A 15,136-nucleotide genomic window follows, 5' to 3' on the forward strand; every position below is an offset into this window, starting at 1 on the left:
TCATCGTCCTTAATTCTGCAGTACAGAAGAAACCAGCAGTTGTGTGTATGGGTGTTGAGGATCATCAAGCACTTGATCAGTAAGGCCGCTTTCTACGACTTCACTGCGGCGCATCACCATGAGTCGATGTGCAAGCAAACGAGCCACAGCAAGATCGTGAGTGACGATCACCACAGCTAATTCAAGATCTGTGACTAAGCGACGAAGAAGATCAAGCAACTTGGCTTGAACAGACACATCCAAACCGCCAGTCGGCTCATCCATGAAGATCAATTTCGGGTGAGTCACCAAATTGCGTGCGATCTGTAATCTTTGCTGCATACCTCCAGAAAAGGTCGTCGGCATATCGTCCATTCGATCCGTTGGGATCTCGACATCACCGAGCCATTTCGCTGATTTCTCGCGAATTTCACCATAATTACGTTCACCCACTGCCATCAGGCGCTCACCAATATTGCCGCCCGCCGATACTCGGCCTCGCAAGCCATCCATTGGGTGTTGATGCACCACGCCCCACTCTGTACGAAGCAAGTGACGACGCTGGCTTTCCGCCATTTGGTATAAATCTTCCAGTTGTGAGAATTGCTTTTCCGCATCACCACGCAAGTAAATCACTTCACCGCTGTCTGGGGTTTGACGGCCAGAAAGTGACTTCAATAAAGTGCTTTTGCCAGAGCCAGACTCACCCACAATACCCAACACTTCACCCGGGTATAGGTCGAACGACACGTTTTGAAAGCCCTTACCCGGCGCATAAAGCTTAGTGAGATTAGAGACAGACAACAGAGGCTGCTCTGACTGGTTCCATTCGTGTTTCATATTCGTCACAGCGTTCATGCGTTGTTCTCCTGTTGTTCGCGACAGTAGTCCGTATCTGAACAAACAAACATATGTGAGCCTTGGTCATCCATAACGACCTCATCAAGGAAGGTATCTTTCGAACCACAAATTGCACACGGCTCGTCCCACTTCTGAATCTCAAATGGGTGGTCTTCAAAATCTAAGCTCTGAACTTTGGTGTAAGGAGGTACGGCATAAATACGCTTCTCGCGACCCGCACCAAACAGCTGCAGTGCGGCCATGTTGTCCATTTTCGGGTTGTCGAACTTAGGGATTGGCGATGGATCCATGATGTAACGATCATTTACTCTTACTGGGTAAGCGTAAGCCGTTGAGATATGGCCAAAGCGTGCGATGTCTTCATATAGTTTTACATGCATGATTCCGTACTCTTGCAACGCGTGCATTTTGCGAGTTTCAGTTTCACGAGGCTCAATGAAACGCAGCGGCTCTGGGATCGGCACTTGATACACCAAGATCTGATCTTCTTGAAGATCGACCTCTGGGATACGGTGCCGTGTCTGAATGATGCTCGCTTCTGTGGTTTTCTCAGTCGTTTTCGCACTGGCGATAGACTTGAAGAACTCACGAATCGATACAGCATTGGTGGTGTCATCTGCACCTTGGTCGATCACTTTTAGCGTGTCTGGTTGGCCGATAATCGCCGCGGTGATCTGCACACCACCAGTTCCCCATCCATAAGGCATGGGCATTTCACGACCACCAAAAGGTACTTGGTAACCCGGAATAGACACCGCTTTAAGCAACGCACGACGAATCATTCGCTTGGTTTGCTCATCAAGGTAGCCATAGTTGTAACCCGTTGCCCCTACTGAGCTGTGAGATGAAGCCTCCTCAGAACGGAATGTCTGTGTAGCGTTACCCATCGGTGTATTTAGTGTCGCTGTGTTCATTACTGACCTCCTTGTACTTCATTACCCTGTTCGTCATCACCTTGTTGGGCCATCAATTCATCGTGCTCTTTATGCATTTTTCTAAGCAGCTCTAGTTCTGCTTGGAAATCGACGTAGTGAGGAAGTTTTAGGTGAGACACAAAGCCTGCAGCTTCAACATTGTCTGAGTGAGAAAGCACAAACTCTTCGTCTTGAGCAGGGCCATCAACAGGCTCATCAAACTCAGCAGCTTGCAAAGAGCGGTCAACCAACGCCATCGACATTGCTTTACGTTCAGTCGCACCGAACGTTAAGCCGTAGCCGCGAGTCAGTTTGGCTTTCTGTTGTTTGTTACCAACAAAGCCATTGATCATCTGACACTCGGTCAGCTCAATTTCACCAATGTCGATGCTAAAACCAAGCTCTTCCGGTTCAATCGATAACGTTGAGAAACCGGTACGAATCTCGCCCGCGAATGGATGATTACGACCATAACCACGCTGGGTCGAGTAACTCAGTGCCAGTAAGAAACCTTCATCGCCACGCACCAAGTTTTGTAGGCGTGCACTGCGGTCGCATGGGTAGTTCACCGGATTCATGGTGATGTCTTCTGGAGCCTGCAGGTCATCTTCTTCCGTCAACATCATGTCGAGGTTTTCAAGAATGCCCAATACCTGGGGGCAAGGTTCAGAGTCAGTCACATCATGCGTAGGGATCTGCGGTGTTTCCCCTTCAGCAAGCAAGCTGAAATCCAACAGGCGATGTGTGTAATCGTAAGTTGGACCTAAGATTTGGCCGCCCGGTAAATCTTTGTAGGTCGCCGAAATACGACGCTCGATTCGCATTGCACTAGTGTCGACAGGTTGCGCAGTGATCAAGCGAGGTAACGTGGTGCGATAAGCACGTAATAAGAAAATCGCTTCGACTAAATCACCCGCAGCTTGTTTGATTGCCAATGCCGCGAGTTGTTTGTCATAAATGCCACCTTCTGTCATCACTCGGTCTACCGAACCCGACAGCTGCTCTTGAATCTGCTCTACGCACAGCTCTGGCAGTTCAGAATTACCGCGACGCTTCTTCGCTTGCAGTTGGTGCGCCAGACTAATAGCCTTTTCACCACCTTTTACAGCAACGTACATGTTGTCGCCTCCACTTTAGTTGTACGAGGCAAACACAGCGCTTGCTGGTCCGCGACAAAGATAAAGTCGACACCTAATGGGAACTTCACCAGTGATTGACGCTCTTTAAGGTAAGAAACAAAGCCCTCTGGTAATCCGTTGATTGAGACGATTTGTTCACTTTGGATTCCCGGACCACTCAGTGACAGCTCAACACCAGAGGTTAAGCTGTCCACTTCAATGACGACGGTTGTTGAGGTGTCTGGATACTCTTCGTTGCCGAGATTGAATGTCAGTTCTGACCAATCAACATCCTGTAGATCTTGTGCTGAAATCGCAGCAAAGCTCGCTTGTTGAGTCTGCTCGACAATCGGTGCGCCAATGTGAAACTTGATGTTTTCAGTAACCGCGTGATCAGCTTTTAATGTCGAAGATAGCCAGATCGGCGTTGCATTGTCGGCCATGGAAAGTAGCGTTTGAGCGGCTGCACTCATCATTGAACCAAAGCCTTCGCAACGATTTAGTGTTACGACGGTACCGGGTTCAGACATCGCCTTGAGCAGCAATCGAAAGCACTGCTGACTGTCATGAACTGCATCTTGAAATGCAGGAGAAATCATACTCATTGAATTCGTTCTAACCTTTTTAATTCGTTAATCTTATTCTTGAATGACATGTAGTTCTTTTGCTTACCTGCGAAGCTAATCTTCACCTCGAACCATAGTAAAAAAGTCCACTTTGCTTGAAGCCACTTCTTGGCGACGTCGACTGTCTCGTTCATGTTTCATCGCTGCCAAAGGCTCAATCAGTTGCGTGTTGAGCACTTCGGCTTGTTGTCCGTTTTGCATCAAGGCATCGACGACGGCTGCTAGCTCTGCATGAGGCTTGCTTCGCCCCTGTAGGTAGCTGTAACCAAGCTCTCCGCTCGTTAGCTTGATGACGGCGCGAGTAATCGTGACATCCCCCATGTTGAACTGACGGCCTGTTGAGCCCATACGTGCACGCACTTGTGCTAAACCAATCTCTGGTTGGCGAACCATTGCGTATTCCGCGTCTAGCCCTAATGCTTCCCAGCGCGTTTTCAATTCTGAGAACTGGCTCTGCGCGAGTACTGACATCCACTTTTGTCGCTCTTTCAAAGCTGTCATTTAGTGCTCCATTACAATTTCGGTTGCGTCGGCACGGGTGTTCGAACTTGAAAATTCCGCTATCACTTGCGTGCCTTTGATTACGTTGGTGGTTTTAATTTTGAGTAGCGGTGTACTGGTGCTGATTTGCAGCAAACGACACTCTTCATTGGTTGGGATTTTCGCGCCCACTCGAGTCTCTTTTCGCTCTAAATCAATCTCCAAGCCACGCTGAATAAATTGATGCAAAGAACCGTTGGTGAAGTTCTTAAGAATCGGCCACCACGCCACATTGGGTAGGTAGTGGTCGATAATAGTTCTCGGTGTATCTCCGGTTTTTCGCAGGGTACGGATGTGAATAACCTTGCTCCCCTCTTCAATCTTCAAGTAGCCCGCAATCTTGGGAGAAACATTGATAAGGCGAGACTGAAGCACCTCACACCTTGGCATCGCGCCTTGCTCAATCAGGTTCTTGGTGAAATGCGCGCCCGAGTGAAGTCGATATTCACTTGGCTGACGAATCACCATGTTGCCTTTGCCTTGGTGGCGTTGAATCAAGCCCGTTGACACGAGTTCATCGACTGCGCGGCGAAGCGTGTGACGGTTTACTGCAAAGCGCTCAGCCAATTTGGATTCAGGTGGTAAGTAGTCACCTGGCACAAAGTGGTCTTTCACTTCCTTTTCAAGCTCTGAGGCAATATCTAAGTAAACGGGCATAAGGGTTTCCTTTCCTAAAATTCAATCACTTATCTAGACAAGTTTGGTTAAATAGGCATCTGAGATGCCTAGATAAACTTCTTACGGATGATTTGAGAAACGAAGTCGATAATGCTTACCGTCACGATAACAATGGCCATGATTGCGGCAGTTTGTTGTAACTGGAAACCTGAGATAGATTGCCAAAGCAGCACACCGATACCGCCCGCGCCGACCATGCCTACCACAGTTGCTGAGCGAATGTTCGACTCTAAGCGGTACAGTGAATAAGAAATCCAAAGCGGCATTACTTGCGGGATAACGCCGTAAAGAATCACCTCGAATGGGTTTGCGCCTGTCGCTTTAACGCCTTCCATCGGGCCGGGTTCAATCGCTTCAATGGCTTCAGCAAATAGCTTGGCAAGTACGCCTGTAGTGTGAATAAACAGCGCCATCACACCAGCAAACGGTCCCAATCCAACCACCACTACAAACAGCATCGCAAACACCATTTCGTTGATAGCGCGTAAACAGTCCATCAGGCGACGAATTGGGAATGTCACCCAGCTCGGCATCAGGTTCTCTGCACTCAAAATACCGAATGGAATCGCTAACAAAATCGATAGCACGGTTCCCCAGATGCCCACTTGAATCGTCACCAGCATTTCGTTGAGGTACACATTGCTTTCACTAAAGTCAGCAGGGAAAAAGTCTTTACCGAGCTGAACCATGTTCTCTGGGTGTTCAAAGAACATCATTGGTGCCATTTCTGCGCCTTGCCACGCCCAGCTAAGGACCAGTAGTGCTATCACAGCGATCACGCCGTTTTTAATCGACAGCTTTGATGAAGGCTCGTAGCTTTGAGTTATTGCAGTCATTGTTCTATTACTCTTTTGTTGCGCCGCCCACAGCAGCGCAATGGGTTAGAATTAGCCTTTCAGCGCATCAATTTCTGTTTGCAGCTGGTCGATTTCCGCTTGGTATTTCGCCATACGATCGGCTCTCACTTTCTCGCTTAGGTTGCTGTTGTTTTCAGCTTCAACTAGCTTCTTGAACGCTTCCATTTGACGAATAGGCAGTAGCTGGTTGTTATCAGTAGCAGCAAAGCCAGACCAAGCCAGTTGATTTAGGTTTTTAAGCTGCTCTGGCTGTTCGCCGTAACTGACGAAGAAATCACGCGCCTTTTGTTTCAAGCCTTCGTCTAAATCTTTGCGGTAGGTAATTACATCTGATGGGATAAGTTCTGACTGCCAAACCACCTTCAGCTTGCTAAACAGCTCAGGGTTCTGATCTTCAATGCGAATAAGACTCATGGTGTGATTAGTTGCGACATCGACTTGGTTATTCGCTACCGCCATCACGTTAGCGCCATGGCTTGCGGTCACATTGCGGTGGAAGTCGTTCGCCGAGATGCCATTGTTGGCAAATGCTTCGAAGTTCGGGACTAGGAAGCCCGAAGTAGAGTTAGGATCGCCATTACCAAACTTGAGTGTTTTGTGTTGCTCTAAAACATCTTCAAGTGTGTTGATATTGTCGTTTTCAGCATTAACAATCAGTAAGCTGTAATAACCCTGTAAACCATCCTCATCGATGTAACGAACAAAGGCTTCAGCGTTTGCACGGTCAACAGCTTCCATCGCCGCCTTATTTCCATAGTAAGCAAAATCAACCTTGCCAAAACGCTGCGCTTGAATGATGCCAGCATAGTCAGGAGCAAAATAGGCGTTCACTGGTATGCCTAACGCTTTACCTAAGTCATCCAGAAGAGGCTCCCAGCGGCTGCGCAAGTTTTGTTGTGCATCGGTCGCGATAATGCCGAAGTTGATTGAATCTTTTGCCACCGCGTGACCAGCTGTGAGTGTGGTCATCAACACAGTCGCTAATGTCACAGCCTTCTTAATTCCTGATTTCATTGAATGAAACATATTGATTTCCCTGATATTTATAAAGACGCAGCGAGCACGTCGTTAGATTGGATGTGTGGTGTGTTTGTCGATTTTTTCGAACGGTATAGGTCTTCAAGCTGAGGCTTAGTCAATTCCGCACTCTTCCCTTCGTAAAACACTTGACCATCTTTAAGCGCGATGATGTTTTCGCAGTACTTAAGGGCATGGTCGACTTGGTGAAGCGTGACGATGACAGGAATGCCTTCCTTCTCATTAATGTCTGTCAGCAGCTCCATCACGATGCGTGCTGATTCAGGATCAAGCGACGCGATAGGTTCATCAGCGAAAATGATTTTGGCTTTCTGCATCAGTGCGCGCGCGATAGCGACACGTTGTTGTTGACCGCCAGATAGATTGCCAACACGCTGACCCGCGAAGTCTTCCATCCCTACTCGACGCAATGCTTCAAGTGCTTGCTGCTGCTGCTCAACGGTGAACATACCTGTTAGCGTCCTCCACTTAGGCGTTGAGCTCAGTGCACCAATCAGTACATTGGTCATCACCGACAAACGGTTAACGAGGTTGAATTGCTGAAAGATGTAACCTGCTTGTGCACGACGGTCGCGAACATTGCTGTCTGCCTTACCATTTGCCTGAACGGTTTGACCAAGCACGTAGATTTGAGAGTCCGTGCTTTTGTCTCCGATGATCAAGCCGCTTAAATGGCGAAGCAGCGTAGATTTACCTGAACCCGATGGGCCAAGTAACGCCGTCATCTTGCGGCTGGTAATCGTCAAATTGATGCCATTCAGTGCTTTATTCGAACCGAATGTTTTGTTGACCTTCTTAACTTCAATGATGTTATTCATCGTCAATGTCCCTGTTTGATTTAAGGCCACTTTGACGTCTGATTATTAAAGTTACGTGTCGGTTTATTTGCAGAAGTGAAATATTTCAAAGGGTTAGTCAACTTGTCTAGACAAGCTTAACCCTCTGTTTTAAATAACAAAAAATGAGGATAATTGAATGGGGATATCAACTTATATACAGACGTAATTCACAGTAATTTGACAATAAAAAACTCAATAAACACGACAACGTTTAGGTGTTCTCTGAACAATAGATAGACGTCTCAAATAGTTGAGAAAGTGACATATAAAAAAAGCACCCCATTATGGAATGCCCGTTTGACCTCAATCGTGAACTTGTTCTAGATCATTAAAGTGTTCAAAAATGCAATCTTTGGTTTTAAATATTTAAACTTTGATGGAGTTTAAGAAATTAAACCATATCGAAGATGGTTTGGTGGTCCTGTTCAAATTTTACTCTCAATTTAAGTTAAATTTCCGTTATTTGTTGACGTCTTAGACGCTTTTTACTGGTTTACAGAAGTTTACTACATCTTGCCCAGATACCACCAAAGGAGTGGATTTCAGCCATCGAGTTCAAAAATGTAAACCGAAATCATGAATGTAAAACAAGTTCGATTCACCGATGAAGACAGAGAATGTTTAAACAATTACTTCCGTTTAGCAGACACGCTCGCTGATTTGATTGGCCCCTACTGTGAAATAGTCATTCATTCATTCATTTGAAAGCTTAGAAAACTCGGTCGTGAAAATCGTCAACGGTCATCATACCGGTCGTGAAATCGGCTCTCCTATTACGGACTTAGGTTTACGTATGTGGAGTAAATTCGAGAAAACCGGCGAAGTTTCTCCAAAGAGTTATTTCACCAATGCAGCAGACGGTTCCCTACTTAAATCAACTACCTGTGTGCTAGCCGGACCACAGAAAAAGCCGATTGGCATGCTGTGTATCAACATGAACTTATCCTTCCCATTCCCCGAAATCGTTAAAACGTTGATGCCAACGTGCAATGTGTCTCAAACACTAGTCAGTGAGACTTTCAGCAACAATGCAAACGACGTGATTCAACAAGCGCTGACCGCTGCAATAAAAGAAGTGGAACAAGACGAAACGATTTCCTGCAAAAGTCGTAACAAAGCCATCATTCGTTGTTTATTTGATAACGGCGTATTTGAGCTAAAAGAGACGACGACACAAGTATCAGAACAACTTGGGATCAGCCGTCAGGCGGTTTACAAGTTTATCCGTGAATTTAAATCAGAATAAAACCAATAATTTAGGAGTTACATCGTGAAACAGATCATTGCCACTGAACAAGCACCAGCAGCTATTGGGCCTTACTCACAAGGTACGTCTTACGGCGACATGGTTTATACATCAGGTCAATTACCTCTCGTTCCAGAAACCATGCAGTTTGTTGAAGGCGGTATTAAAGAACAGGCTCGTCAGTCGCTAGAAAACTTAAAAGCTGTATTAGAAGCGAGTAATGCGGGACTGGACACAGTGCTTAAGACAACCTGCTTCCTATCTGACATGGAAAACTTCGTTGCCTTTAACGAAGTGTACACAGAGGTGTTTGGTACAGAGAACGCACCTGCTCGCTCTTGTGTTGAAGCAGCACGACTACCAAAAGACGCACTGGTTGAAGTTGAAGCCATCGCATACACAAAATAACCGATTTAGGTATTAATGGGTATCATAGGAGATTCTCATGAGCGTTTCATTTATTGGATTAAGCATACTATTCTTTGGGTTCTACGCACTGCTGTCGAACTTCAAAAAGCAAAAGAAAAGTTTTAACTTCCGCGTACTGAGTGCGCTTGCTGCTGGCTTGTTGTTCGGTGGCGCAATTCAACTTGTTTTCGGTGTTGGTAACGTCGCAACTTCCGGCTTTGCTGAACTGATTTCAGTGTTCGGTAAAGGCTACATCAAACTTCTACAAATGATCGTTATCCCACTTGTGTTCGTGGCGATGATCTCTTCGATCATGAACGTTGAAGGCGGCGGCGCGCTATCTCGTATCGCACCAAAAATCATCGGTATTCTACTTTTCACTTGTGCAATCTCAGCAGCCGTTGGTATCGCAAGTATTTACCTATTTGGTATCGATGCGAACGCGCTAGTCAGCACAATCGGCACCAACAGTGCGATTGAAGCTCGCGGTGATTCACTGGTAGCAACACAAGATGCAATGGCGAGCAGTGGTCTGTCTGGTATGGCTCTGTCTATCATTCCAACCAACATCTTTGACATGCTAACAGGCTCTCAACGTACTTCAACGCTATCCACTGTACTGTTCGGTATGTTCCTTGGTTACTGTATCCTGCAAGTGAAGAACCGTAAGCCAGAGAAAGTGCAAAACTTCGTTGATTTCATCAACTCTGCAAAAGAAGTGGTGCTATCAATGGTACGTGAAATTCTGAAGCTAACGCCTTACGGTGTATTCGCTCTGATGACCACGTTCATGATGACCAACGACCTATTCGCACTGGCTGAAATGGGACGCTTCCTTCTAGCGAGCTACGTAGCAATCGGCGTAATGTTCGGCATCCACTTCGTCATGGTGTCAATGTTCGGCCTTTCTCCTGCTAAGTTCATGAAGAAAATCTGGCCTGTACTAGTGTTCGGTTTCGGTTCTCGCTCAAGCATGGCAGCTATCCCGCTAAACGTTGAAACACAAACTCAACGCCTAGGTGTGGATGAAGAAACTGCAAACATGTCAGCGACATTTGGTACCAGTATCGGTCAAAACGGCTGTGCGGGTATCTACCCTGCAATGCTCGCTATCATGGCGGCACAAGTAATGGGCATGCCTGTAGACTTAGGCTTCATCCTACAACTGATTGCTGTTATTGCGATTGCTTCATTCGGTATCGCTGGTGTTGGTGGCGGTGCAACGTTTGCTGCAGTCGCGGTACTGACCATCATGGGTCTTGATATCACAGTCGTTGCGATTCTCGTGTCTATCGAAGCACTAATTGACATGGCTCGTACAGCACTAAACATCTCCGGCTCTATGTTGTCTGGTGTTCTAACGGCTAAGAAAAACGGCTCACTGGATACTGAACAATACGACGCTGACGTTACGGCGACAGTATCAAAAGAAGCAGCAGTATAATTCTCAAACTTAATTAAGAGCACTCCGCGTGAGTGCTCTTCTGTTTTTCCTGAGTTCAGGTTATTTAGGTAGTAAATATGAAAGTTGTTGTTATAGGCGGTAGCGCCGCTGGTATGAGTTTCGCAGCAAAGTACAAACGTAATCAGCCATCAGACGAAGTCATTGTTCTAGATAAGCGTAGCTACATATCTTTTGGAGCCTGTGGCTTACCTTACTTTGCAGGCGGCATGTTTGAGGACACCGAGCGAATGATCTCTCGTACACCAGAACAAGCCATCAAATCTGGCTTAGATGTACGTACCGAAACCGAAATGGTTGCCTTAAACAAGGCAGAAAAACAGATCACTGTACGTCACCAAAATGAAGAAAGCGTCATCGATTACGATATGTTGGTCATTGCGACAGGAGCACGCCCTATCGTGCCTTCATTCGGTGAATTCAATCCGGAACACGTATACACACTAACAAGCATGGAAGACGGCTTAGCAGTCAAAGAAGCTCTTAAAGATGATAGCAAACAACGCGTGTGCGTCATCGGGGCAGGCTTTATCGGGTTGGAGGTATTTGATGCGGCACACGGCTTAGATAAACACGTGACGATCATTGAACGTGAACAGCACATCATGAGCCGTCAGTTCAGCCCAGAGATTACTAAAGTGGTCGAAGGTGCGATTCGTGAATCAGGTGCCGACCTTAAAACCGGTTGCAGCGTGTCTGCGATTCGCGATGCAAAGCAAGGCGGTTATATTGTAGAAACCGATAACGGCAATGTAGAAGCGGATGTCGTTATCCTGTCACTCGGTTTCAAACCAAACACTGAAGCATTCGAATTACCAAAAGCTCAAAATGGCGCGTTGTTGGTGAATGAATATGGTGCCACAGAAGACGCTTACATCCATGCTGTAGGTGACTGTGCCGTTGTCCATCATATGGCACTAGGCAAACCCGTTTATGTTCCTCTAGCAACCACAGCCAACAAACAAGCACGCATGATGGCAGACAAGCTAGCAGGTAAAGATACTTATATGTCAGGCTTCTTAGGTTCATCTTGTTTGAAAGTGCTCGACTACGAACTGGCATGTACTGGCGTGAATGAACTTCTGGCAACAGAACATAGATTGGATGTGAAAGTATCAACGATTTCAGATAAGAACCAAACCGATTACTACCCTGGCCAAGAAGACATCAAGGTTAAACTGGTTTATCACCCAGAAACTAACGTTCTACTTGGTGGTGAGATCGTAGGTAAGAAAGGAGCCGTTGGCCGTATTAACGCGCTCGCTGTTGCTATCACCGCGAAGATGACCACTCAACAACTAGGCTACATGGATTTCTGTTATGCCCCACCATTTGCACGTACGTGGGACGCTCTAAACGTGGCAGGTAACGTCGCTAAGTAACCAACTAACGCACAAGTTCCAAAGAGTGTTCATTTGAACATCAAAGCAGAGCAATTACGCTCTGCTTTTTGGATAAGCTACAATCTTAACGTTCATCTGATGGCAGAACAAAGTCGACATATAACGCAAAATTTTCGATTCCAGAAGCTTTAATATCATCCAGGTCTAAATCATTTGTTGAATAGATCATGGAAGAAACCCCCATGTCGCTTAGTTCCATCGCCTTCTTATATTCACTCCCAAGCGAGCCAAGATTATCACCCCGATACGTCACAGCCTTAATTTTATTTAAATCAATCCACTCAAGAATAAATGGTGTATTTAGATCTATATTTAATGCGACATTATTAAAACCTAACTCTATTGCTTCATTATATTTATCTGTGCTGAATACTTCGATAATAGATTTATCTTTATCTATTATATACTTTGAAAGCAAGGAAAGATTTTTTATTTTATCCGTAACTAATACCACGCCATTTTTATCTAGAATATCAATAGCTGTCGATATATTTAATGTTTTATATTTATCATAAATTATCTTTGATTCAAATTCTTTTGAACTAATAGACCCAGTATTATTAGAATTTGTCATTTCGTGAAAAGTCTTCCAATCATGAACAGCAACAATCCTTCGATCCGATGAGATAAGTAGATCTAACTCTATCATCTTGAAACCATGTTCAATTGATTGCTCCATCGCTTCTAACGAGTTTGTATATTTTAATCCATTGATTCCCCCACCGGCATGTGCGATCAAACCACCAGAATTAACGATAATATCAGAGATATTATTATGTTCATTTGGGTATGCCTTTACATTGCCTCTCCATACATCAATGACTACACTCATCGAAGGGCCGATAACAAAAGCTACCCAAAAACATATGAGAACTAGACAAAATATTGATATTAAGACTCTGATTCCTTTAAGTATCATGACATTTTACCTGTTGAGAACTGGGGCTGATGATAATGTATGGTTTACCCTGTCAATATTGAGTTTAAACATGTTATTTATAGCAACTATAATAGCATTTGTCGGTAATAGATTTGTATTTCTTCTTCTCACGGTCATAATGACTTTCGACTTCTACTTAAGGTTACACTCTCTCAGCTTAGACTTAGGTGTCTTAGGTTCGGTTTTAGAGTCTAATCGAGGTGAAGCATTTGAACATATAAAAAGCATTAGCGTCATAACATATGTAAAAATTATTATATTTTCCATTCTACTTTTTTTATCATTCCACATTACCTTAGGAAAGGTTGGTAAGTCATTTTCATTAATTATGTTGATATTATTTTCCAGCATATTAATCACAAAATTTTATAGCTTGCATGATAATAAAAAGACGACATACCTCAATGAAGAATACTTAAAAACAATCCATCATGAAGTGTGGTTTAGTTTTTTAGGATTAATTACAGTCATTAAACCTATTTCTTTATATTATGAACTATCTCTTCTCGAAGGAGGGAAATCAATAATCTCTTCGAAATGGGAGAACGTTCATATAAATAAGGTATTAAAGGATATTTATATCGTAAATATTGGTGAATCTGTGATTAAAAATTACTACCCATCGTATAACGAAGAGAATGGAAATATAAAAGGAGCAGAAATATTTAATGGTGTTATCTCCCCATCCGTTGTTACATATTTCTCAGTCCCTCGAATATTATCAAAGAGCCTAGATGTAAACAGGCATGATAAAGGCTTAAATGTGATAGATCTTGCTAATGATGCTGGAATGAAAACTTATTGGATATCAAATCAAGCTAAGATCGGGCAATACGAGACACAAGTATCCGCAATCGCGAGTAGGGCACATTACCAATATTATAAGAATACGTCTTATGATAAAGCCGAACCCGATAACATTCTCCTACCAGAAGTGATCAAGGCGATTCGTGAAGAAACTAAAAGGCCAAAAGTGATTTTCATTCACACCATGGGGTCACATTATGATTTTTGTAAGAGATTTGATGAAGAAATTTCACTAAAAGCCTCTGATAACAAGTATCTAGCATGCTATTCAAAATCAGTGGCTTATGGCGTGGCTTTTATAGAGAAGCTTAGAGACCTACTCACGATGCATGATAAAACATATAAAATCATTTATTTTTCTGACCATGGCCTAACATCTGTAAACGTTCCACCGTATCTGATTCACGGAACTGGCTCACATTTTTCAAGGCAGGCAGTAGAAGTACCTTTCATAGCAATGAGTAATGATCCACAAGAAACAAAAATACATTCGGTTAAATATAACCTAAGAGACTTTTCAGACACATTTGCACAATGGGTAGGAATATCTTCAGAACAGACAGAGCAAAACAAAAGTATCTTCAATACCGAGTACATAGGAAAGGAGTATGACTCAGTGTTAACGAGTGAGTTCAAGATAAGAAAAATCGACTAAGCGAACAACTGATACAGAAGATTCTGAATACATAAAGTTTACTTAGTAAGTAATCTTCTCCGCACATCAAGTTATCTCTTATTTATCAATATGTAAGCTGATATCAGCTCGATTTTACTTATCCAAGAGCTTCATTAACCTTGTTAGCAAACAGCCTAATGAGATGATTTAGGGGACTCTGATAGTAACGCTGAGTGAGTAACTGAAAAGTTCACTATTTGACTGGAATATATAATAGTTTGAAACGGTAAAACGAAAAAAAGCCCGCTGATTTCTCAGCGGGCTTTTCAATGGTGGTGGAGGGATAGGGATTTGAACCCTAGAACCGCTATTAACGGTTGCCGGTTTTCAAGACCGGTGCTTTCGACCACTCAGCCATCCCTCCAAAAAATTGTCATCAACAGATTAGTACACTGTTGAGGTTGTTATTTACTACGCAAATAACGAAATCAAAGCCTGGCGATGTCCTACTCTCACATGGGGAAGCCCCACACTACCATCGGCGCTATTGTGTTTCACTTCTGAGTTCGGCATGGAATCAGGTGGGTCCACAATGCTATGGTCGCCAAGCAAATTTTAAAATTCGGAAAGCTGTTAAATTCTCATCAAACTCATTCAAGCGTTTGGTATTTCTTTGAGTCCACAAAACCCCTTGGGTGTTGTATGGTTAAGCCTCACGGGCAATTAGTACAGGTTAGCTCAATGCCTCGCAGCACTTACACACCCTGCCTATCAACGTCGTAGTCTACGACAACCCTTTAGGAC

Annotated in this window: 14 protein-coding genes, 1 tRNA gene, 2 rRNA genes and 1 pseudogene; 5 read left to right on the forward strand and 13 right to left on the reverse strand. The window is 44.2% G+C overall.

Annotated features, from left to right (window positions below; all coding sequences use genetic code 11):
* Positions 1 to 9 precede the first annotated feature (9 nt).
* From phnK to phnC, 9 genes are all read right to left on the reverse strand, one after another.
* On the reverse strand, positions 10 to 837 hold the full coding sequence (gene phnK, locus ATB74_RS07600) for a phosphonate C-P lyase system protein PhnK (RefSeq protein WP_061017660.1): 828 nt from the start codon (positions 835 to 837) through the stop codon (positions 10 to 12).
* The gene (locus ATB74_RS07605; protein WP_060981705.1) at positions 834 to 1,754 is read right to left on the reverse strand and encodes an alpha-D-ribose 1-methylphosphonate 5-phosphate C-P-lyase PhnJ; all 921 of its coding nucleotides are present in this window, start codon (positions 1,752 to 1,754) and stop codon (positions 834 to 836) included. The genes phnK and ATB74_RS07605 overlap by 4 nt, the downstream gene beginning before the upstream one ends.
* Complete coding sequence (locus ATB74_RS07610; protein ID WP_060981706.1) at positions 1,754 to 2,872, reverse strand: carbon-phosphorus lyase complex subunit PhnI; 1,119 nt, start codon at positions 2,870 to 2,872, stop codon at positions 1,754 to 1,756. Before ATB74_RS07610 ends, ATB74_RS07605 begins: the two co-directional genes overlap by 1 nt.
* Complete coding sequence (gene phnH, locus ATB74_RS07615; protein WP_061017661.1) at positions 2,857 to 3,477, reverse strand: phosphonate C-P lyase system protein PhnH; 621 nt, start codon at positions 3,475 to 3,477, stop codon at positions 2,857 to 2,859. The genes ATB74_RS07610 and phnH overlap by 16 nt, the downstream gene beginning before the upstream one ends.
* Before the next feature lie 75 nt (positions 3,478 to 3,552).
* Complete coding sequence (gene phnG, locus ATB74_RS07620) at positions 3,553 to 3,999, reverse strand: phosphonate C-P lyase system protein PhnG (protein WP_061017663.1); 447 nt, start codon at positions 3,997 to 3,999, stop codon at positions 3,553 to 3,555.
* Positions 4,000 to 4,695, reverse strand: a complete 696-nt coding sequence (gene phnF, locus ATB74_RS07625) for a phosphonate metabolism transcriptional regulator PhnF (protein ID WP_048612805.1) — start codon at positions 4,693 to 4,695, stop codon at positions 4,000 to 4,002.
* A gap of 68 nt (positions 4,696 to 4,763) precedes the next feature.
* Entirely contained in the window at positions 4,764 to 5,552 is a 789-nt protein-coding gene (gene phnE, locus ATB74_RS07630; protein WP_061017665.1) for a phosphonate ABC transporter, permease protein PhnE, read from the reverse strand.
* A 51-nt stretch (positions 5,553 to 5,603) separates the two neighbouring features.
* Positions 5,604 to 6,599 carry a phosphonate ABC transporter substrate-binding protein gene (gene phnD / locus ATB74_RS07635; protein WP_061017667.1) on the reverse strand — a complete coding sequence of 332 codons (996 nt, stop codon included), beginning with the start codon at positions 6,597 to 6,599 and terminating at the stop codon, positions 5,604 to 5,606.
* Positions 6,600 to 6,616: 17 nt separating this feature from the next.
* Positions 6,617 to 7,429 (reverse strand): phosphonate ABC transporter ATP-binding protein, encoded by an 813-nt coding sequence (gene phnC / locus ATB74_RS07640; RefSeq protein ID WP_061017669.1) that lies wholly within the window; start codon positions 7,427 to 7,429, stop codon positions 6,617 to 6,619.
* A gap of 597 nt (positions 7,430 to 8,026) precedes the next feature.
* Between phnC and ATB74_RS07645 the strand changes: the two are divergent.
* The 4 genes and pseudogenes from ATB74_RS07645 (at position 8,027) to ATB74_RS07660 (ending at position 11,948) form a co-directional block, all read left to right on the forward strand.
* A pseudogene (locus tag ATB74_RS07645) lies at positions 8,027 to 8,696 on the forward strand (helix-turn-helix transcriptional regulator).
* A gap of 24 nt (positions 8,697 to 8,720) precedes the next feature.
* Positions 8,721 to 9,104 carry a RidA family protein gene (locus ATB74_RS07650; protein WP_061017671.1) on the forward strand — a complete coding sequence of 128 codons (384 nt, stop codon included), beginning with the start codon at positions 8,721 to 8,723 and terminating at the stop codon, positions 9,102 to 9,104.
* 37 nt (positions 9,105 to 9,141) lie between these two features.
* Complete coding sequence (locus ATB74_RS07655; RefSeq protein WP_061017673.1) at positions 9,142 to 10,548, forward strand: cation:dicarboxylate symporter family transporter; 1,407 nt, start codon at positions 9,142 to 9,144, stop codon at positions 10,546 to 10,548.
* Positions 10,549 to 10,625: 77 nt separating this feature from the next.
* Positions 10,626 to 11,948, forward strand: coding sequence for a CoA-disulfide reductase (locus ATB74_RS07660; RefSeq protein ID WP_061017674.1), 1,323 nt, complete (start codon positions 10,626 to 10,628; stop codon positions 11,946 to 11,948).
* Positions 11,949 to 12,033: 85 nt separating this feature from the next.
* Here the strand turns inward: ATB74_RS07660 and ATB74_RS07665 are convergent, their stop codons facing one another.
* Positions 12,034 to 12,888, reverse strand: a complete 855-nt coding sequence (locus ATB74_RS07665) for a glycerophosphodiester phosphodiesterase family protein (RefSeq protein ID WP_061017676.1) — start codon at positions 12,886 to 12,888, stop codon at positions 12,034 to 12,036.
* Here ATB74_RS07665 and ATB74_RS07670 point away from each other — a divergent pair.
* Positions 12,887 to 14,371, forward strand: coding sequence for a sulfatase-like hydrolase/transferase (locus tag ATB74_RS07670; RefSeq protein ID WP_208989044.1), 1,485 nt, complete (start codon positions 12,887 to 12,889; stop codon positions 14,369 to 14,371). The two genes, ATB74_RS07665 and ATB74_RS07670, sit on opposite strands and share 2 nt — an antisense overlap.
* A gap of 294 nt (positions 14,372 to 14,665) precedes the next feature.
* Here ATB74_RS07670 and ATB74_RS07675 read toward each other — a convergent pair.
* The 3 genes from ATB74_RS07675 to ATB74_RS07685 all read right to left on the reverse strand — a co-directional run.
* Positions 14,666 to 14,756, reverse strand: a tRNA-Ser gene (locus ATB74_RS07675).
* A 69-nt stretch (positions 14,757 to 14,825) separates the two neighbouring features.
* Positions 14,826 to 14,941, reverse strand: a 5S ribosomal RNA gene (gene rrf / locus ATB74_RS07680).
* Between the two features lie 93 nt (positions 14,942 to 15,034).
* Positions 15,035 to 15,136, reverse strand: a 23S ribosomal RNA gene (locus ATB74_RS07685); the annotation flags it as partial.

The organism is Vibrio splendidus (genome assembly GCF_001557875.1).
Classification (GTDB): Bacteria; Pseudomonadota; Gammaproteobacteria; order Enterobacterales; family Vibrionaceae; genus Vibrio; species Vibrio splendidus_F.